The sequence below is a fragment of the Thioalkalivibrio sp. AKL7 genome (assembly GCF_000381705.1).
GTDB lineage: Bacteria > Pseudomonadota > Gammaproteobacteria > Ectothiorhodospirales > Ectothiorhodospiraceae > Thioalkalivibrio > Thioalkalivibrio versutus.
In genome coordinates, this window is record NZ_KB906950.1 from 341,447 (window position 1) to 361,912 (window position 20,466).

At 66.0% G+C, this 20,466-nt stretch carries 14 protein-coding genes; 6 read left to right on the forward strand and 8 right to left on the reverse strand.

All coding sequences use genetic code 11. The features are described 5' to 3' along the window. The first annotated feature begins 245 nt into the window (after positions 1-245). Together G315_RS0108670 and G315_RS0108675 are read left to right on the forward strand one after the other, a co-directional pair. On the forward strand, positions 246-887 hold the full coding sequence (locus G315_RS0108670) for an OmpA family protein (protein ID WP_019612328.1): 642 nt from the start codon (positions 246-248) through the stop codon (positions 885-887). Between the two features lie 200 nt (positions 888-1,087). Next, entirely contained in the window at positions 1,088-1,597 is a 510-nt protein-coding gene (locus G315_RS0108675; protein WP_019612329.1) for a thioredoxin fold domain-containing protein, read from the forward strand. A gap of 333 nt (positions 1,598-1,930) precedes the next feature. Here G315_RS0108675 and G315_RS0108680 read toward each other — a convergent pair whose 3' ends face one another. The 5 genes from G315_RS0108680 to G315_RS0108700 all read right to left on the reverse strand — a co-directional run bounded on the left by G315_RS0108680 (position 1,931) and on the right by G315_RS0108700 (position 12,220). Beyond that, positions 1,931-6,070: a translocation/assembly module TamB domain-containing protein gene (locus G315_RS0108680; RefSeq protein WP_019612330.1), complete on the reverse strand. Its 4,140-nt coding sequence runs from the start codon at positions 6,068-6,070 to the stop codon at positions 1,931-1,933. 8 nt (positions 6,071-6,078) lie between these two features. Beyond that, a complete protein-coding gene (locus tag G315_RS0108685) occupies positions 6,079-7,902 on the reverse strand; it encodes an autotransporter assembly complex family protein (RefSeq protein ID WP_019612331.1) in 1,824 nt (607 codons plus the stop codon). 75 nt (positions 7,903-7,977) lie between these two features. Further along, positions 7,978-9,087, reverse strand: a complete 1,110-nt coding sequence (locus G315_RS0108690) for an ABC transporter ATP-binding protein (RefSeq protein WP_018145216.1) — start codon at positions 9,085-9,087, stop codon at positions 7,978-7,980. Continuing rightward, a complete protein-coding gene (locus G315_RS0108695; RefSeq protein ID WP_018145217.1) occupies positions 9,084-10,850 on the reverse strand; it encodes an iron ABC transporter permease in 1,767 nt (588 codons plus the stop codon). Before G315_RS0108695 ends, G315_RS0108690 begins: the two co-directional genes overlap by 4 nt. Before the next feature lie 332 nt (positions 10,851-11,182). Then, the gene (locus G315_RS0108700) at positions 11,183-12,220 is read right to left on the reverse strand and encodes a Fe(3+) ABC transporter substrate-binding protein (RefSeq protein WP_018145218.1); all 1,038 of its coding nucleotides are present in this window, start codon (positions 12,218-12,220) and stop codon (positions 11,183-11,185) included. 148 nt (positions 12,221-12,368) lie between these two features. Between G315_RS0108700 and glnE the strand changes: the two genes are divergently transcribed. The 4 genes from glnE to G315_RS0108720 all read left to right on the forward strand — a co-directional run bounded on the left by glnE (position 12,369) and on the right by G315_RS0108720 (position 17,479). Further along, on the forward strand, positions 12,369-15,296 hold the full coding sequence (gene glnE / locus G315_RS0108705; protein WP_019612332.1) for a bifunctional [glutamate--ammonia ligase]-adenylyl-L-tyrosine phosphorylase/[glutamate--ammonia-ligase] adenylyltransferase: 2,928 nt from the start codon (positions 12,369-12,371) through the stop codon (positions 15,294-15,296). Between the two features lie 12 nt (positions 15,297-15,308). Continuing rightward, a complete protein-coding gene (locus tag G315_RS0108710; protein ID WP_019612333.1) occupies positions 15,309-16,229 on the forward strand; it encodes a branched-chain amino acid transaminase in 921 nt (306 codons plus the stop codon). Between the two features lie 39 nt (positions 16,230-16,268). Then, positions 16,269-16,493: a zinc-finger domain-containing protein gene (locus G315_RS0108715; protein ID WP_018145221.1), complete on the forward strand. Its 225-nt coding sequence runs from the start codon at positions 16,269-16,271 to the stop codon at positions 16,491-16,493. Between the two features lie 74 nt (positions 16,494-16,567). Further along, the gene (locus G315_RS0108720) at positions 16,568-17,479 is read left to right on the forward strand and encodes a glycosyltransferase family 9 protein (RefSeq protein WP_019612334.1); all 912 of its coding nucleotides are present in this window, start codon (positions 16,568-16,570) and stop codon (positions 17,477-17,479) included. Here the strand turns inward: G315_RS0108720 and G315_RS0108725 are convergent. The 3 genes from G315_RS0108725 to G315_RS0108735 all read right to left on the reverse strand — a co-directional run bounded on the left by G315_RS0108725 (position 17,476) and on the right by G315_RS0108735 (position 20,454). Further along, positions 17,476-17,886 (reverse strand): DUF6165 family protein, encoded by a 411-nt coding sequence (locus tag G315_RS0108725; protein WP_019612335.1) that lies wholly within the window; start codon positions 17,884-17,886, stop codon positions 17,476-17,478. The genes G315_RS0108720 and G315_RS0108725 overlap by 4 nt on opposite strands. A gap of 276 nt (positions 17,887-18,162) precedes the next feature. Beyond that, complete coding sequence (locus G315_RS0108730; RefSeq protein ID WP_026338854.1) at positions 18,163-19,272, reverse strand: glycosyltransferase family 4 protein; 1,110 nt, start codon at positions 19,270-19,272, stop codon at positions 18,163-18,165. After that, on the reverse strand, positions 19,273-20,454 hold the full coding sequence (locus G315_RS0108735) for an O-antigen ligase (protein WP_231370711.1): 1,182 nt from the start codon (positions 20,452-20,454) through the stop codon (positions 19,273-19,275). Positions 20,455-20,466: the final 12 nt, after the last annotated feature.

Here is a 20,466-nt window from a genome sequence, read left to right on the forward strand (position 1 = left end):
GAAACAGGGCAGTCGAAAGTCACTGGATATTCGGAAATTTACGGAATGTGACGATGTTGTGATGTCGACACATAATTTGCGTTCCGATGCGTGCAAAACCCGAACTTGTGTGCCACTATCAGGGTACTGTAGGGGGCTTGGCGCAAGGAGCTCGCTGCTTTGGATTGCGGTCGCGGCGCGTACCATGGTGGTCGCGCGGTTCAACCCGGGTCCGACGTCTATTGTTTTTACAAGGAGGCTTTGCAATGAATCATAAGCTCGTTAAGAATCTTCTGGCCGCTTCCGTGGCCTCGCTGGTGCTCGGCGCCGCCGGGCAGGTTGTGGCGCAGGAACCGCCGGCCGCCAACGTGACCGACCGTAGCGGCAAGGTTGTGGTCGATCGCTCCGGCGAATGCGTGCGTACGCGCTCCTGGACGGAAGAAAACGTGAAGTTCCCGCATTGCGCGGGCTACATCGAAGAAGTTGCCGAGGCCCCCGAGCCCGAGCCGGCGGCTGCCCCGGCGCCGGAGCCGGAGCCGGAATTCACCACTACCACGCTGAGCGCCCAGGCCCTGTTCGACTTCGACAGCGCTGATCTGCGTTCCGAAGGTCGTTCCGCCCTGCGTGATCTGGCCCGCAGCCTGACCTCCGACGACGCCGAATACAGCTCGGTGCTGGTCGAAGGCCACACCTGCACCATCGGCCCGGCCGACTACAACCAGGGCCTGTCCGAGCGTCGTGCCCAGGCAGTCACCGACTTCCTGGCCAGCGAAGGCGTGCGTGAAAGCGACATCCGCACCGTCGGCTACGGTGAAGACCGCCCGACCGCCGACAACTCCACCCAGGAAGGCCGCGAAGCCAACCGCCGCGTGGAAGTGACCTCCGACGTGCGCCAGCGCGCCAACTAAGGTCGCCGGCAAGACCCTGACCGCCGGTTCGCCGGCGAGTTGGAATCAGGCCCCGCTCCGGCGGGGCCTTTTTTGTGGGCAACTCGCGGGCGCCCTTCGGCGGACCTTCGGGCCGGCCGGAGCGGGGGCGCGGTTGCTGGCCCTTCAGCCTGCGTTAATGTGGCGGCCCTAGACTGGTTCCAAACACCCAAGGATCCACGATGACCATGACCCTCAATACGAACCTTCCCCGCTCCCCGTTCGGCCCGATGCTTCTGCGCTCCGGTGCCTTGTTGGTCGGCATGCTGCTGGCTACTGCGGTCGCGGCGGGCGGCGTCGAACGCGCAACGGACCTCCAGGCGCTGAACACCCAGGGCGATGGCAAGGCGACCGTGATCATGTTCGCGTCGACTAGCTGCCCGTACTGTGATCGTGCCGAACAGCGCTATCTCGGCCCGATGACCGCGGACCCGGCCCTCGAGGGTGTGAATATCCGCAAGGTCATGCTGGATCGCGAAGAGGTGCGCGATTTCGACGGCACGACCAAGCTGGGCAGTGAGCTGGGTCGTGCCTACGGCGTGCGGGTGGTGCCGACGATCATGGCGTTCGATGCCGAGGGCCAGCCGGTCGGGCGTCCCCTGGTGGGCATCCCCAACGAACAGCTCTACCGCAGCCAGATCCGCGTGCGCATCGACGCCGCGCGCAACGGCGCTCGCGATACCTCAAGCTAGGGAGACTCTGGTCAACGCGCACTTCGCGATCGCGCCAGAAGTGGTGTGGGTATGGAATGACAGGTTTGTCGTTCTGGGCTCAGCGAGGCCACCCCGAAAGTCCGCTGGGTTGCATTCCACGGAGATCGCCACGGCGCTTCGCGCCTCGCGATGACGGGCCAGCACCGGCATTGAGAAGATCTTCAAGGTGAAATCATTCGAGCGCCGATCACCACCGAGAGCAGGTTTGAGCGCCTCCGTGAACTCCGTGTCCTCTGTGGTTAAACCGGCATGGACCTTCTTCGTGTGCTTCGTGGTGAAAAAGGCCTTTGATCCTTAGTCCGCAGCGTCCTCCTAACGCTCGAATCGATAGATCAGGTCTACCGACTGTTCCGTCGTCCCGGAGGCGGTCTCGACGCTCAGGTTGCGGGTCAGTTCGTAGCGCAGCAGGACCTTCGATGTGTTGTCGAACAGCCCGATGGAGTAGCGCAGCAGCAGGCGCGGCGAGAGGTACAGGCCCAGTGTCAGCGCGCTTTCGTCCAGCCCGCCCTCGGTGTCCAGCTCCACCTCGTCCAGTCCCAGTTCGCGGCCGATGCGTTCGGTAATCACGGCCCCTTGTTCCAGCCCGTACGCGGCCGCGGCGGCGGCGATCATGTTGCCGTCGGACTGCGAGGCGCCGGATAGCGGGCGTCCGGTCAGCAGGTAGGACATCGCCTCGGTCTCGTCCATCGGCGGGTCCGAAATCACCCGTGAACGCAGGTTGTCCGGCGTGCCGCGGATCTCCAGCCCGACGGTCACGTTGTACTCGCGCACGGTGCGTACCGCGCGCAGGTCCAGTTCCGGGTTCTCCGCCGGTCCCTGGAAGACCAGGCTGCCGCGTTCCACCCGCAGGTCCTGGCCGTAATCGCTGTACTCGCCTTCGGGGATCGTGATCTCGCCGAACAGCTGGGTCGGTTGCCCGGTGACCTCCTCGACATCCACCTCGCCGGCGAAGCGTGCGGTCAGACCGAAGCCGTCGAAGCGCACGTCATCCCCCAGGCGGATCCGAATGCGGATGTCGGTCTTGAGTCCCTGCGCCTCCGTGATCTCCTCCCCGAGGATGATCTCGTCGCCGGAGACGCGGATCGCTCCGGGCGGAAGATCCGGCGGACGGATGCGCGCCCAGGGCAGGAAGACCTCGCCGCGCACACGAATGCCGTCGTCGGGGGTGAAGACCAGTTGCAGGTCCGGTGTGATGCGTGCCTCCGCGTCGATCCGGTTGACCACCAGGAAGTCCTCGCCGGTCAGGCTCAGCTCGGCACGGGGCCCGGCGTCGCCGAGCTCCACGCGACCGTCGAGGTCGATGCCGCCGTCCCCGGATACCAGGCGGCCGGTCAGGGTGAGCTGCTCGGCCGAGACGACCCGGGCGGTGATCTCAGGGATCAGGATATCGATCCCGGCCTCGGGGATCAGGACCCCGCCGTCACGGAACGCCACTTCGCCCTCCACCAGTGGCGCGTCCAGGCGGCCGCCGAAATCCAGGCGGGCGATGAGCGAGCCGCGCAGGCGCTGGATCTCGGGGCTCAGGGCGCCCAGCCAGGAGAGATCGTCGAGACGCGCCTCGAATTCGCCGTCGAGACGCAGGTCGTCGCCGTCCGGGCGTAGTTGGATATCGCTGCGCGCCGTCCCGCCATCCAGGAAGTCGAGCCGCAGGGAGACGTCCACGTCGCGATCGCGCACCCGGGCGGTCAGCCGCACATCCCGGTAGGGTACCTCCTCCAGGTCTCCGTCCTCGTCGCGGACGATCAGGTGGCCATCGGTCGGGCTCACGATCAGGTCGGCCGTCAGGAGGCCATCCGCGTCCATGCGACCGCTGGCGTCGGCATTCAGCTGGCCCGCGATGGCGAGTTCCGGCGGCAGGAAGGGTTCCAGCCAGGCCAGGTCCACGGCCCGGGCCTCGGCGGCGAACTCGGCCCCTGCGGACCTACTCCAGCGCCCCTCGGCACACAGCCGTCCGTCGTCGCGTGCCAGGCACAGACGTTCGAGGTGTGCGCGTTCCGGCCCGCCCTCCAGTGCGACCGGTTCGGTCAATTGCCAGGGGCCAGCCGTGGGCTGATCCAGTTCCAGATCCGCGATCAGGCCACGCCAGTACAGGGTATCGGGGTCCAGTGCTCCCCGCAGGGTCAGGTCCACCGAGCCCAGGTCCCCCGCATCGGCCATCAGCGTGACACGATGTTCGTCGATGCGACCGGCGGCGCTCAGCCGAAGGCGCTCCACACGCATCCCGTCGTTGCCCTCGAGGCCGGTCAGGCGCAGATCGATCTCGGCCGGGGCGGCGACCTCGAGACCGGCATCGGCCTCCAGTTCCAGGCGCTCCAGGGTGATGTCCGCAAGACGCAGCCCGGAACCGGTGCCACTCGCCACGACGCGCGGTCGGTCGGGCTCGCCGGTGATGTGCGCATCGAGTTCCAGTCGGCCGGCGAGGTCGGGCCAGACCCGATCCAGCTCCGGGGCATCCAGGCGCAGCTCGAAATCCAGGGCCTCGGCCCATTCGCCGTTGGCGGTCAGGGTGTTCCGGCCCAGCGCCAGATCCAGCTGGTCCACTTGCAGATGTCCCCCCTCCAGCTGCAGTTGGCCCTGACCGGATACGGGCTGGTCGCGCAGCGTACCCTCCAGCCGCTGGAGTTGGGCCTGCACGCGCGGGGTGCCGTCGGCGTCGAGGTGCCCCTGGCTGAGCAGGGAAAGGGCGATCTGGCCGGGGGCCTCGGCGACCACCAGCGACGGATCCAGCCCGTCGCCTTCCAGCGCGAGGTCCCAGCGCAGGCCCTCGGACCAGTCGAGATCACCATTCAGGGCGAGCCGGACACCTGTGTCGGTGGCGAGTTGCAGCCGCTCGATCTCGCCACCCGTCTCGGTCAGCGCGATCCGTGCATCGCCCGTGATGTCGATCCCGCGCAGTCGGGCGCGCAATGGGTCCAGGCCAAGCTGCGCGCTCAGGGCGCCGCTGGCGGGGGTGTAGTGGCCGTCCAGCACGAGTCGCAGTTGCTCGATCTGCCCGTCCAGCTCCGAGTGCAGGCGCGCCAGATCCGGGGCCTCCAGATCCAGCCCGAGGTCGAAGACGAGGCGGTGATCGGGGTCGCTCAGGTCGCCCGCGAGGCCCGTGGCCGAAGCGTTCAGGTCCAGCTGCGCGGTATCGCGGATCGTCAGGTGCGTGTCCTCGATCCGCGCCTGACCGTCGACCAGCCAGGCGTTCAGGCTGCCGGTGATGGGTTCACCCTCGTAGTGCCCGGTCAGCTCGTCAAGGGTGAGGCTCGCGTCCAGGGCCGCCAGAGGCGGGGTGTCGGTTCCCAGCGGCAGGGTGCCCTGCAACCGTCCCTTCAGGCGTTCGACCCCGGCATCGAACTCCACACCCATTCCGGACGTGGTCAGGTCCTCGGCCTCCAGGGTGAGGTCCCAGTCCAGGGTGTCGACAAAGCGAATGGGCCCGGCGAGCGTGACCCGCCCGGCCTCGGACTCGATATCCAGGGCTTCGATCTCCAGCGATTCGAGGTCCCCGTGCGCCCGGGTGTTCAGCACAAGCCGTGGCCAGGGCGTCAGGGTGGCCGCGGTCTGCAGACTGAGCGCCCAGTCCTCCGGCGTCCCCTGCAGGTCGAGGCGGCCGGCTTCCAGGGCGATGTCCTGTTCCGGGTCGAGGTGGTAGGTGAAGGGTTGCCACTGCGCCGCCAGTTCCAGCGCCGGGGTGGTGAACAGTTCGTGGGCGCTGGCCTGCAGGTTCAGCTCGATCCCGGCGCGCAGGTCATGTTCGAGCTGCACACGTTCGCGCAAGGCCCCGGTGATCTCCAGCTCGCCCCGCGCCTCTTCCGTGCCCAGGCCCTCGGCCAGGGCCACGGGCAGGGGCGCCTGCCACTGACCCCGCAGGTCCACGGGGTAGTCGCCATCGGCCTCGAGTGATCCGGCCAGCCGGGCCCGGATCTCCGGCATGTCCAGCTCCAGGGCGTGTAGCTCGATGCGTGAGCCGCTGGCCCGCGCATCGGCCGTCAGGCGGGTGATCGAGGCCAGGGGTTCGCCCGCCAGCCGGATCTCCAGGTCCTCCACCTGGAGCTGGCCCAGGCGCACCGCCAGCGGCAGCCGGAAGGAATCGGGCAGGGCGAAGGGTTCGTCCGCGGGTGGTGCATCCGGGTCGGGTGGTGGCAGGTCCACGCGCAGCCCGGTGGCGGCCAGTATCCGGATGTTCAGCTCGCCGCGGAGCAGGCTGCGGGCGCTGATCCCGACGCGTCCGGTGGGCAGGTCGATCACCGGGCCGTCGGGCAGAGCGAGGTGCAGCCCGTGCAGGTGCAGCTCGGTGAACAGGGTCCCGTCGACCCGGTCGATGCGCAGTTCGACGGGGGCCAGGCGCTCGCCCTGTTCGACCAGCCAGCGGGTGCCCGATTCGGTCGCGAGCATGGCCCCGAGGGTGCCCAGCAGGATGATCACCAGGGTAAGGACCGTGGAGAGCCCCCACAGTGTGCCGCGCAACAGGGGTCTCAAAGGTCCGGACCCATGGAGAAGTGGATGCGAAAGTCATCGTCCGAGTCCGGCCCGTGGGCCAGGTCCACGCGGAGCGGGCCGACCGGGGAGCGCCAGCGCACACCGACCCCGACGCCGTAGACGGGGTCGAACTCGTCCCACTCGTTGACGACGTTGCCGGCGTCGACGAAGGCCGCGGCACTCCAGTTGCCGACGACCGGGTAGTCGTACTCGAGGCTGCCCACCACCTTGTGGCGCCCACCAATCACGTCGCCGCTGTCGTTGCGTGGCCCGACCCGCTGGTAGCCGTAGCCACGGATGCTGGCATCGCCCCCGGCATAGAAGCGTAGAGAGCTGGGGAGGTCGCTGACCGAGTCCACGTCGGTGAAGCCGGCATCCACGCGGGCCAGCACCCGGCCGGTGCCGAGGCCGCGGACCACCTTGCCGCTGGCCAGGACCTGGGCGAACGAGGTGCTGGACAGGATCTCTTCGCGCGCGCCCTGCACGGTGGTCTCGAAGCGGTAGCCACGGCGTGGGGTCATCGGTTCGTCCGCGTCCATGCGGCTGATGCGGTAGGACGGGATCAGCAGGTTGCTGCGGCCGCTGTCATCCTCGCCGGCGGTGTAGTCCTCGTACTCGTAGCGCAGCCCCTCGGTGGTCTGCCAGCCGCTGCGGCGCTGCAGGACCCGGTTGGCGCCGACCTGGAAGCGATCGGACTGCTGGGTGTCGGTGTCTTCCGTGCGGTAGGTGGTGAACAGGTTCAGGCGTTCGCGTAGCGGGTCGCGCAGCGGGATCTCGTAGTTGTAGCCGATCCCGGAACGCACCGGCGACGCCTCGATCTCGGCCTGGTAGCGATGGCCGATCCGGTTGGCGTAGCGATGCTCGTAGCGCAGCCGGATACGCGGGCCGATATCGGTGGAGTAGCCGATGCCGGCCTCGTAGCTATGGCGTTTGCGCGGCTCCAGTTCGACCAGGATCGGGACCTGCAGTCCCTCTGCCGCGTCGCGTTGCGGGCGCACACGGACGCCGCCAAAGTAGCCGCTGTCGTTCAGATTGCGCTGCAGCGCGATGATCTGGGCCGAGCTGTATGGGTCGCCCGCCGCGAACGGCACCATGCGCTGGACGAAGTCCTCGGCGAGGATGTCCTGGTCGATGTGGACCCGCCCCACGCGGTAGCGATCGCCGGTATCCATGTGCAGGCGGATGGTCGCGCTGCGGGTGTCGCGGTCCACCTCCAGGCGTCGGGTGTGGAGATCGGCGTCGAAATAGCCGCGATCCGACGCGATCCGCGTCATGCGGTTGCGCAGGGCCTCGTAGCGATCATGGCGCAGGGTGTCGCCCTCGCGGATCTCGGTCTGGCTGAGCACGGCCTCGAAGCCGAGATCGCCGGCTCCCTCGCCGGTGATCTGCAGGTCCACTTGCTCCACCGTGGTCGGCGGGCCGGGGTCCAGGGTGATGCGGATATCCCAGCAGGCCTCGTGGCGCTCGAAGTTGAGCACCAGCTCGGGGTCGTAGAAGCCGATCGCCCGCAGGGCATCGGTGGCGCGCGCCTCGGTGTCGCGCAACACGCGGCTCTCGCGAAACCCGAGCAAGTCGCAGGGGTGGCGAGCCAGGTTGATGCTGTTGCGGATATTGCTGCGCTGAGCGTCGGTACCCCCCTCGATCTGCAAGCCGGGGGTGGAGCCATCCTGGGCACCGGCCGCACCCGGGATGCCCGCCAGTGCGACGAGCAGCATCGCAACCACGCCCAGCCCGGTGCGGGCCGGGCGGCGGACAACAGGGGCGCGGGCGTGGGTCATGAAACGATGATAGCGGTTGCGGAAAGGGGAGCGTGTCGACATCGGAACGCGCGAAATCACGCGAGTTCCCGCTGGGCCTGCACCACCGACCCTGGCGGGCTGCGGAGCGCGCGCGGGTCAGGAGGCCGGGCAGTCGACCCCGCTGCCGCGCGAGAACACTACTAGGTGGGTGAAGTCGAGGCGCAGACGCACGTGCTCGCCGATGACGAAATTGTCGTGGCTGGGCGCCATGCACAGCACGCTGAGGCCGTCCGGCAGGCGCAGGGTGTAGAGGAAGTCCGCCCCGCGGAAGGCCTTGTCGAGGATCTCGGTGCGGATGGTGCCCGCTTCGTTGTCGATCGCGATGTCGTCCGGACGCACGAGGACGTCCACGGCGGTGCCGGGCGGCAGCTGTTCCGACAGCGTGCCCTCGATCTGGCCAAAGGCGGTATCGACCACGTGTTCGGCGCAGACCATGCCGGGGATCAGCGTACCCTCGCCGACGAAGTCTGCGACGAAACGATCCGCCGGGCGATGGTAGAGGTTGTAGGCAGTGTCCCACTGGGCCACGCGGCCCTGGTGGATCACCGCGATGCGATCGGCGAAGGCGAAGGCCTCGTTCTGGTCGTGGGTCACGAGGATGGCGGTGGTGTTCTCCGCGCGCAGGATGCGCCGGACCTCGCGGGCCAGTTCGCTGCGTAGCTCCACGTCCATGCTGGAAAATGGCTCATCCAGCAACAGCAGCTTGGGCCGCGGGGCCAGGGCCCGGGCCAGGGCGATGCGTTGCTGCTGGCCACCGGACAGGGCGTGCGGGTAGGACTCGCCATAGCCCGGCAACCCCACCAGCTTGAGGAGCGAGCGGATGCGCTCGTCACGATCCTTGCGGCTCCAGTCGCGGATGCCGAAGCCAATGTTGTCGGCCACGCTCAGGTGCGGGAACAGGGCGAAATCCTGGAACACCATGCCGACCCCGCGCTTCTCCGGCGGGATCGTGCTGCGGGCATCGCTGACGCTGCGCCCGTCCAGCTGGATGCTCCCCGCCATCAGGGGCTCGAAGCCGGCGATCGCCCGCAGCAATGTGGTCTTGCCGCAGCCGGAGGGACCCAGCAGGCAGCCGATCTGGCCCTTGGGCAGGGCCAGGGATACCTGGTGGACCACGGCGGTACCGTCATAGCCGATATCCACTCGATCCAGGGCGATCAGCGGGGTATGGGGCACCTGTAGTGTGGTTTCGATGGGCTGGGTCATGGCGTATTCGTCGTGCCTGCGGGCATGGCGAGGGGTTTTTGCGGCGATTCTTCGTCCGCCGCGCGGGTCGGGCCCTGCTGGCCGGGGCGCGAGCGGCCGATGGTCACCGACAGCAGGATAACGGGAACCAGCCCGACCAGCACGATGGCCAGGGCGGCGCTGGAGGATTCGGCCAGGCGCTCGTCACTGGCCAGCTCGAAGGCGCGCACCGCGAGGGTGTTGAAGTCGAACGGGCGCAGGATGAGCGTCGCCGGAAGCTCCTTCAGGACATCGACGAATACCAGCAGCAATGCCGTCAGCAGGGTGCCGCGCATGATCGGCAGGTGTACCCGGGTCAGGGTCTGCAGCGGGCGCATCCCCAGCGAGCGGGCGGCATCGTCCATGCTCGGCTGGATCTTGCCCAACCCAGCCTCAACTGTTTGCAGCGAGACCGCGAGGAAGCGCACGGCATAGGCGAACAGCAGGGCGAACAGCGTGCCCGACAGCAACAGGCCGGTGGATACCCCGAAGGTGTCGCGCATGAAGCCGTCCAGGGCGTTGTCGAAGGCGGCGAACGGGATCATCACGCCGATCGCGATCACGATGCCGGGTACCGCGTAGCCCATCCCGGCGACGCGCACGGCAGCCGCGGTGAAACGCCCGCCCTCCATGCGCCGCGCATAGGCAAGGACCAGGGCCAGGACGACCGCGATCACGGCCGCGGCGATGGCCAGCCAGAAGCTGTTGAACACCAGCCGCCCGAAGGCCGGGTTCATCCATTGTTCGGTGGTCTGCACGGTCCACAGTCCGAGCTGGAGGGCCGGCAGCAGGAAGCCCAGCAGGACCGGAAACAGGCAGCCGAGGAAGGCCGCGGTGGCCTTCCAGCCGCGTAGCTGGTAACGCGGCAGGGTCGAGTAGCGGCGGCTGGTGTGATGGAAGCGTGCCTTGGCCCGCGACCAGCGTTCCAGCACGATCAGTACGAATACGAAGGTCAGCAGCACGGCCGCGAGCTGGGCCGCTGCGGCCGGGTCGCCCAGGGCGTACCAGGTGCGGAAGATGCCAGTGGTGAAGGTGCTCACGCCGAAGTAGGCGACTGTGCCGTAATCGGCCAGCACTTCCATCAGCGCAAGGGTCAACCCGGCGATGATGGCCGGGCGCGCGAGCGGCAGGGCGACCCGGCGAAAGCCACCGAAGGGACCGGCACCGAGGGTGCGGGAGACCTCCAGTACGCAGACCGACTGCTCGAGGAAGGCGGCCCGGCTGAGCAGGTAGACATAGGGGTAGAGCACCAGCGTCAGCATGGCCATGGCGCCGCCCAGCGAGCGGATCTCGGGGAAGTAGTACTCGCCGTATCCCAGTCCCGTGAGCTCACGGATCAGGCTTTGTACCGGACCACTGAAATCCAGCATGCCGGTGTAGGTGTAGGCAATGATGTAGGCCGGCATGGCCAGCGGCAGCATCAGCGCCCACTGGAAGATCGAACGGCCGGGGAACTCGCACACGCTGACCAGCCAGGCAACCGGCACCCCGATCACCAGCACCCCGATCCCGACGCCAATCAGCAGGGCCAGGGAGTTGACGACATAGTCCGCGAGCACTGTCTCGCGCAGGTGGGTCCAGACCTCGCCGGCGGGGATGAACACGTGCCCGAAGATGACCAGGATCGGCAGGGCGAGTGTCAGCGCTACGACGATGGCGACTGCCGACCACGGGCTGAACGGCAGGCGCTGGCGAACCGCGGGGTTCGCAGGCGTCGCGGGCGGGTTGGTGGTCTGGGCGGTCATGGATTGCGAATAATAAAGGTTCTTGTTTCGAATACCACTATGGCCGCCTTGTGACTGGCGGATTGTCGTGGTGCTGCGTGACGTGGCTGTGGCCGGGTTGTTTCGGTTGAACTACGGAGGGCACGGAGGGCACGGATGTAGGATGTGTTGAGCGCAGCGAAACGCATCGGGCCTAACCCGCCGGCGCGATGATGCGTTTCGCTGCGCTCAACACATCCTACGTAGTTCCTGAATTTGCAGTTTTCTCCGTGTCCTCCGTGCGCTCTGGGGTGCAAAACAGAGCGCCCCCGGAGGACCGGGGGCGAGAGTGAGTGGGGTGTCGTGGGCGAGCATCAGCGCCAGCGGACGCGGTCCATGATGCGTACGGCCTCGGCGTTGTGGTTGCCCAGGCGGTAGAGCTCGATGTCGTCGGACCGGAATTCGCCGAAATTCTGGAGGATGTCGCTGGCCGGTACGTCGTCGCGGATTGGGTATTCCTGGTTGACCTCGGCGTACCACTCCTGCGCCTCGGTGGAGGACAGGAATTCCAGCAGGCGAATCGCGTTGTCCCGGTTCGGGGCATGCGCGGTGACGCCGGCGCCGCTGATGTTCACGTGGGTGCCGCGGCCGTCCTGGTTGGGCCAGAACACCCCGATCTGCTCGGCGACCTCGCGATCACGGCCCTCGCCGCCCAGCATCAGGCCCAGGTAGTAGGTGTTGGCAATCGCGACGTCGCAGACCCCGTCGGCCACGGCGCGGATCTGATCGCGGTCACCGCCCTGCGGCTGACGCGCCATGTTGGCCACGATCCCGGCGGCCCAGTCCTGGGCGGCCTCGGCGCCCTCGGTGGCGATCATCGCGGCCACCAGCGACTGGTTGTACACGTTGCTGGAGGAGCGGATGCAGATCCGGCCCTCCCATTGCGCATCGGTCAGGGCCTCGTAGGTGGAGAGTTCCGCCGGGTCCACGCGGTCCTTGTGGTAGAGGATGGGGCGCGCGCGCGATGACAGACCGAACCACTGTCCGTCCGGGTCGCGGTAGCGCTCCGGGATATTCTCGCGCAGCACGTCCGATTCCACCGCCTGCAGCACGCCGGCCTCGCTGGCCTGGTGCAGACGCGCTGCGTCCACGGTGATGAAGAGATCGGCGGGTGAGTTGCGGCCCTCGTGGCGCAGGCGCTGCAGCAGGCTGTCCGCCCCGCCGGTCACCAGATTGACCGGGATGCCGGTCTGATCAGTGAAGTCGTCCAGCAGCGGCTTGATCAGGTTTTCCTGGCGCGCCGAATAGAGGTTGACCTCGTCCTGGTCGGCGGGGCTGCAGCCGACCAGGGGCATGCTGACGGCGATGGCGGCGGTCGTGGCGATCAGCCAGGCAAACGGGCGAAAGTTCATGGCGAGCGATCCTCGTGTGGATTCATTCGGCGGATAGCCGTGTAGACGATAACGATTGTTATTTGTGTTCTCATCCAAGTCAATACCCCGCGACCGGTACGTGGCATGGGGTGGCCTCCCCGGGTCGCAACGCTGATACGCTTGGCACATGGACAAGCCCCTGCCCGAATCCCCCGCTCGCCTGTCGCCGCCGCTGGAGCAGGAGGTCCGCGATCTGCTGGCCGAGCTGGACGAAAAGCTCGCCTGGCCGGACACCTTCCTGGCGTCGACGCCGGCCCCGTTCGCCTTCAGCCACTACCTGATGCAGACAGTGCGTCAGCATCCGGAGTACTTGCTCGAGGCGCTGGATCCACACGGCCAAATACCGGCTTGTGACGATGCGGACTTCGAGCGCACGCTGCAGGCGCGCCTGGAGGCCGTGACCGACGATGCCGGGCTGCGTCACGCGCTGCGCGAAACGCGGCATCGCGAGATGATCCGCATCGCCTGGCGCGACCTGGCCGGGCACGCCGACCTCGACGAGGTCATGCACGACCTGAGCCGTCTGGCCCGCTCCCTTATCGAGGGTGGCCTGCAATGGCTGGACCGCCATTTGCAGGAGCGTTACGGCCAGCCGCGCAGCCCCGCGGGCGAGCCCCAGTCCATGGTTGTTCTGGGGCTCGGCAAGCTGGGTGGCAGCGAGCTCAACTTCTCCTCCGATATCGATCTGATCTTCGCCTTCGAGGAGGCGGGGGAGACCGATGGCAAGCGCGTGATCGAGAATCAGGAATTCTTCCAGCGCCTGGGGCGCCAGCTGATTGCAGCGCTGTCGGACGTGACTGCGGACGGCTTTTGCTATCGCGTGGACATGCGCCTGCGCCCGTTCGGGGATTCCGGACCGCTGGTGATGCACTTCGACGCGATGGAGGACTACTACCAGGCCCACGGCCGCGAGTGGGAGCGCTACGCCCTGATCAAGGCGAGTCCGCTGGCGGGCGACCCGGAGGCCGGGGCGCGCCTGATGCGCCGGCTGCGCCCGTTCATCTACCGGCGCTATCTGGACTACGGCACGCTGGCCAACCTGCGCGAGCTGAAGCAGATGATCAACGACGAGTCGGCGCGGCGCGGTCGCTTCGAGGACGTGAAGCACGGCGAGGGCGGGATCCGCGAGATCGAGTTCATCGCGCAGTCGTTCCAGTTGATCCGCGGGGGGCGCGACCAGGGGCTGCAGCGGCGTGACCTGCTGGGCGTGATGACGGCATTGCAGGAGCGCGACCTGCTGCCCGGCTATGCCGTCGAACAGCTGGAGCGTTCCTATCGCTTCCTGCGTCGGGTAGAGAACCGTCTGCAGATGCTGAATGACCAGCAGACCCACCGTCTGCCCTCCAATGGCCAGGACCGGCATCGACTGGCGCTGTCGCTGGGGTTCGACGACGAGGCGGCCTTCGAGATGGCGCTGTTGCGCGAGCAGCGGCGGGTGCATGCTCACTTCGAGCAGGTATTCAGTGCCCCGCAGCGCGCGGACGGGGAGGCCATGGAGGCCTCGCCCGAGACCGGGCGCGAGCAGCAGCTCAATCGTCTGTGGCAAGGCTCGCTGCCGGAGGCGGATGCCCGGGCGGTGCTGGAGGCGATGGACTTTCAGGATGCGGACGAGGCTCTGCGCGGGATCGCCGATCTGCGCGAGAGTCCGGGCGTGCGCGCGATGAGCGTGACCGGGCGCCAGCGCCTGGACCGCCTGATGCCGTTGCTGATCGGGGCGATCGCGGAGATGGACGCGCCGGATGCGGTATTGCCGCGGGCGCTGCAGATGGTGCGCACGATTGCCCGGCGCTCGGTGTACCTGTCGCTGCTGGTCGAGAACCCCCTGGCGCTGTCGCAGCTGGTCAAGCTGGTGGCCGCCAGCCCGTGGATCAACGAGCAGTTGACCCGCCACCCGGTGCTGCTGGACGAGCTACTGGACCCGCGCGCGCTGTACGCGCCGCCCGATCGTGACGGGCTGCGCGAGGAGCTGGAGGCCGAGCTGGCGCAGTTCCCCGGGCAGGACCACGAGCAGATGCTGGACCGGCTGCGCCAGTTCAAGCAGGTGCAGACGCTACGCGTGGCGGCCGCTGACATCATGGGCTTTCTGCCGCTGATGAAGATCTCCGACCATCTGACCTGGCTGGCCGAGGTGCTTCTGGAGCGGGTGCTGCAGCTGGCCTGGGACAAGATGGTGGAGCGCCACGGCGAGCCGCAGTGCGGGGCCACGGATGCGCGCCGCGTCGCGCGCTTTGCGGTGATCGGGTACGGCAAGCTGGGTGGCTTCGAGCTGGGCTATGGTTCGGACCTGGACGTGGTGTTCCTGCACGACAGCGAGGGCGACGAGGCGCAGACCGCGGGGCCCAAGGTGATCGACAACACCGAATTCTTCGCCCGCGTCGCCCAGCGGGTGGTGCACCTGCTGGGGGCCTTTACCCCGGCGGGCCGCCTGTACGAGGTGGATACCCGGTTGCGCCCCAGTGGTACCGCGGGTCTGCTGGTCAGCGGCTTGCAGGCGTTCCGGCGTTACCAGGACGAGTCGGCCTGGACCTGGGAGCATCAGGCGCTGGTGCGTGCGCGCTTCGTGACCGGGGATGCCGAACTGGGCGAGCAGTTCGATGCCCTGCGTCGCGAGGTGCTGACTCGTGAAAGGGATACCGATGCACTGCGCGCCGAGGTGGTCGAGATGCGCAACCGCATGCTGGCCGAGCACGCCTCGAAGCGGGGCCACGGCTTCCATCTCAAGCGCGACCGGGGCGGTATCACTGATATCGAATTCATGGTTCAATACTGGGTTTTGGTATCCGCTCACGATCATCCCGCCGTGTGTGACTGGCCGGACAAGATCCGCACGCTGGATGCACTGGGGCGCGAGGGCGTGATCGACGCGGCGTTGAGCGAGGCGCTGGCGGATGCCTACCGCGATCTGCGCAACCGCATCCACCGCCTGACGCTGGCGGGCCTGGACGCCCGGGTCGAGAAGCCCGACGACGAGCTCTGCGCCGTGCGCGATGGCGTGATCGATGCCTGGAATGACCTGTTCGGCGAGCCGGAATCGGCCGCGAACGCGACCACATAGAGGAACAAGACAATGTCGATGGCCGACCGCGACGGGGTGATCTGGCTGGACGGGCAGATGGTGCCCTGGCGCGAGGCGAAGACCCACGTGCTCACCCACACGCTGCACTACGGCATGGGGGTGTTCGAGGGTGTGCGCGCGTACAAGACCGAGCGCGGCCCCGCGATCTTCCGCCTGCAGGACCACACCCGGCGGCTGTTCAACTCGGCCAAGATCCTCGGTATGACCCTCCCCTATACCGCCGAGGTGCTGAACGATGCCCAGATCGCGTCCGTGCGCGACAACGGGCTGGAGAGCGCCTACCTGCGCCCGATGTGCTTCCTCGGCTCCGAAGGGATGGGCCTGCGCGCGGACAATCTCCTGGTGCATGCGATGGTTGCGGCCTGGCACTGGGGCAGCTACCTGGGTGACGAGGGCATCGAGAAGGGGATTCGCATTCGCACCTCCTCTTTCAGCCGGCACCACGTCAACGTGACGATGTGCAAGGCCAAGGCCAACGGCAACTACATGAACTCCATGATGGCCCTGCAGGAGGCCACCCGCTGCGGCTACGACGAGGCCATGCTGCTGGATACCGAGGGCTACGTGGCCGAAGGCAGCGGGGAGAACATCTTTATCGTGCGCGACGGCGTGCTGTTCACCCCGGACCTGACCTCCGCGCTGGACGGCATCACCCGCCGCACGGTCATCGAGCTGGCGCACGAGGAGGGCCTGGACGTCATCGAGAAGCGCATCACCCGCGACGAGGTGTACATCGCCGACGAGGCCTTCTTTACCGGTACCGCCGCCGAGGTGACCCCGATCCGCGAGGTCGACGACCGCGCGATCGGTTCCGGCACCCGCGGACCCATCACCGAGCGCCTGCAGTCGCGCTACTTCGATGTGGTACAGGGCCGGGACAGCCGCCACGAGGGCTGGCTGACCTTCGTCTGAGACGCCCAAATTTTCCGTCAACCGGATGCGAGAAAAACCATGGTGAACCCCGATACCGCCCACCACCAGGATCAGTACCCGACCGCGAACGCGCAGACCGAAATCACCGTCACGCGCAAGGACCTGCCGCTGCACTGCCCCACGCCGACGATGGCGCTGTGGTCCTCGCACCCGCGCGTCTTTCTCCCGATCGACGAGACCCCCGACGGCCGCTACCTGTGCCCCTACTGCGGCACCCAGTTCATCCTGAAAGACGACGACTGAATTGTCAGGTCTTCTTGATCTGATATCCAAATCCCGCCGCTCCAATTGACTCGGGGGAGTGGGGCGAAAGCCGTATGGCCAAAATCCTCGTAATCAAACACGGCGCCTTCGGCGATGTTGTCCAGGTGGATGGAGTGCTGCGCGACATCCGTCAGCAGCACCCGAGTGACGAACTCGTCGTATTGACGACTCCGCCATACCGATCGATCTTCGAACGTTGCCCTCACGTGGATCGCGTGTTGACCGAAACTCGGCCCAAGGCGCGCGAGCCCTTGCTGTGGTGGCGCCTGGCACGGTTGTTACGAAGCGAACACTTTGATCGTGTCTACGATCTCCAGAATTCCAGCAGGACGTCGATCTATCGCCGCTATATCCTGAAACACGCCGACTGGGTCTTCGGCGAGCGCAAGCGTGGCGAAGAGTCGGCGCTCTCCGCCTTTCAGCGACAGCTCGCAGGGGCCGGGCTGGATACCCCCCACACCCTTGCGCCTGATATTGGCTGGATGGCGGATGATGTCACGTCCATCCTTCAGGCCCGCGGCGTGACCGGCAAGTACATCGTTCTGGTTCCAGGGTCCTCTGCCAGTCACCCCGAGAAGCGCTGGCCCCATTACGCAACCCTTGCGTCTGCGATCGCCAATCAGACGGAGTATCAGGTGGTGACCGTCCCGGGGCCCGACGAGATCGAGCTATGTCGAGCGATCCCCGCGACGCCCCTGTTTGACACCCATGACAAAGTGCTGGACTGGTTCGGGTTGGCGGGGGCGATCCAGGGCGCCTCATACGTGGTCGGAAACGACACTGGGCCGACGCATGTCGCGGCGTGCCTCGGCAAGCCAGGGCTGGCCTTGTTCGGGCCGCATGCCTCGCCCGTCCGCACGGGGCTGTCCCGTGCCAACTTCCGGGCTATCGAGGCGGACGACCTGAAAGAGCTCCCGATGGAAACCGTGTTGCGGAAGGTGATTGCGGATCTGCGATCCGGCTAGCTCTTGTAGTCCGAATACGACTTTTCCTCAACAATCGCCGAGTTGCACAGCGTGTTAACGGCCTTCTTGATGCGGGCACGCTCGTCGTTGGTGATGTAGACCGAGCGCGCCAGTTCCACGAAGCGGTCGCCGAAGTCCTTCTTCGCCTCACACTCGCGGATTTCGTCCTCGATCTCCCAGAGCTTCGAGTTCACTTCGCGCAGGTCCCGCTCGAGACCTTCAACCTCGGGGCTGTCCAGCCCGGCCTGAACCCAGGTTTCCTGAAGTACATTCAGCTCATGGCGAATGTTCCGGAGCTTCTCGGCATCGTCGATGCGCTCGTTCTTGATCTTCAGGATCGTGATCTTGTCCAGCAGTTCACCCGCGCCGACCTCGACGGTGATGGTGCTGGCGTTTTTCGTTGCCATGAATCAGGCTCCTTATCCTAGTTTTCTTTCTGCGGCTGTGATTGGAAACGCTTGCATCGAGTCCCGCCACTCTTGGCATCGAGGCTTTTCAATCGCTCGGGCGACGGGTTCGAAGATCTTGAGGATGCGTGGGGAATGGCAACCATGCGGCGTTTTCCCCAATGATCATTTCAATGGCTCCGCGACTCTTTGCGCTCTCTATGCGGGTTCCACGGAATCGCTGCGCTGACCCTCCCGACTTGCTTGGAAATGGAGTGGTAAGCCATACCCGGTGAATTAACCTCCAGCCAGGTTTTCGTAGACACCAATGGTGCGTCGGCACATTGTGTCCAGATCCCACGCATGGGGCCAACGGGGAATTGGGTTGTCCCCTTTAGCCCATTTCGCGAGGCGGTCAGCGGCCTGCTGGGTTTTTCCGACTGGTATGGCCCCTTCCGGAAGCAGTTCGGCGAGCTGCTCGCCTACGCCGCCATGATCGTATCCGAGCACGGGGCGTCCCAGGCTAAGGGCCTCGAGGGTGGTCCGGCCAAAGGACTCTGGTTGCGTGGAGATGGATAGTACGGCATTCGAAATGGCTAGGATTTCGCGGAGGTCCGTCCGTTGCCCCGTGAAGGTCACATGGGGGGCAAGTCCGTCTGCCAAAATTCTGCTTTCCAGTTCTCTGCGGTAATTTTCTTTGCGCGGATCGGTACCGCCTACGAACAGCAGGTGCGCCGGGACGTTCCGATCTTGCAGCCCTTGCAAGATGTCCAGCGCGTCGAAGTGCCCCTTCAGGCGAGTGATGCGTCCCGGCAGTACGATTGTGTAACGTCCGGCAAGCTGCGGGAACGTCTTCTCCCACAGAGCCATCCAGTCCGATGAAGGCAGAAACCCGGGGTGGTATTCGCCGATATCAATCCCGCGATGGATCACTTCGATGCGGCCAGGGTCAAGGTGCGGGTAATGGCTCAGCAGGAACGAACGGAGGCTTTCGGATACCGTGACCACCCGCTCGCCACGCGTGAGGATCGCACTGTAACGATTGACCGAGTTGAAACCGTGTACCGACGTGACCAGACGCGGTCGTTCGCTGGGGGGCAGGCCTGACCAAGCCTTCCAAGCTACCCAGGCCGGCATGCGCGATCGAACGTCGATGACGTCCACCCGCTGTTCGCGTAGGAACTGGCGTAGTGGTCGAACAAGGCGAAACGTCCAGGGTGATTTCTTCCCGATGGGCCAGGCAAAGTGTTCGCTCCCCTGTGCCTCGAGTTCTGGCACCATCCGTCCGCCTGCAGACACCACCAAGGAGCGATGGCCGGCGGCCACAAGTGCTTGGCCAATCTCTAAGGTTCCGCGTTCCACACCGCCTGATTCCAGCGCGGGGACAATTTGGAGGACGCGTTTCATCTATGCCGCGGAATTGAGTCGGCCGTTGGAGTGTGTCGCTCGCTGCTCGCGAAAAGGGTCGTGCAGTAAACGCACCATGCTGCCCACCAGTATCATCATGAAAATAAGTCGGCCGGCCTCCATCGTCGATTCGAACAGGGCTCCGATCGCGAATGCGCTGAACACGAGGATCGCCGGTTCTCGGGTCGGTGGAGCAGTCTTGTAGACCAGTGCTGTTAGCAATGCCAGCCACGCAAGAAGGCCGGGTAAGCCGAATGTCGCAAAACTCTCGATGTACTGATTGTGGAAGTGAGTAAACTCAGTGATGATTCGGGGTTCGTAACCATGAGCGTCGAGTATTGCTTTCGCGGCGTTATAGATGTCGGTTCGGTCCGACCCAAGGCCTGTTAGTGGATTCCGGACCCCCAGTTCAGTCCCTGTATGCCACATTTGTATGCGGGTTCCCAGGCTGGAGTGGAGCTCTCCGGCTTGAATGAGCCGGATTTCGTCCAGTGAGTGGTCGATGCGGTCGTGTCCTGTTGACCAGATTATCCCAGTAGCACCCAGAAGCAAGATCACCAGTGGAATCCACTTAAGTGAAGTGCGTATGGTCGAACGGCGCAACCAGAATAGGGCTATGAGCGTCGCGCCCACCACCCAGATCAGCCAGGCCCCGCGAGTACCCGAGGCAACGGTCCCGGAGAAGGCGAGGCCAGAAAAAACAAAAAATGCCATGACGCCCGGCAGTCGTGGGTGGGTGGCGGCGCGGTACAGTGCAAGGGTACCAAGCGTGCTGAGCAGGAGGCCCAACGGTACCGGATTGAACCCGAGTGTGGCCCGTTTTGCGCCTTCTGTCACGACTTCGTTAATGGCCAGGACGCCCGCGACCGCTGCCCCTAGCCCGACCCCCCACCAGAACGCGGCGGGACTGAACCCGGTGCGAGCCAGGTGGAGAAATACGAGAACCCCGAGAAGGAAGCGAAGAGGCTTGCCAAGCTCGTCAATCGGCGTGCCGTGCAATAGCCCGAGTGCGATGCTGGAACCTCCATAGGCCATCAGGCCGAGTATCCAAGGCCAGTGGAGCCTGAAGGTTTCGGGGAATTCCTTGGCGAGGGGGTAGAGGGTCGCCAGTGCCAAGAGCAGGAGCGATGCTGTAAAAGGGCCATGCTCGTAGGCGATGATCCCTGTCAGGAAGGCGAACACGAGCAAAGAGTT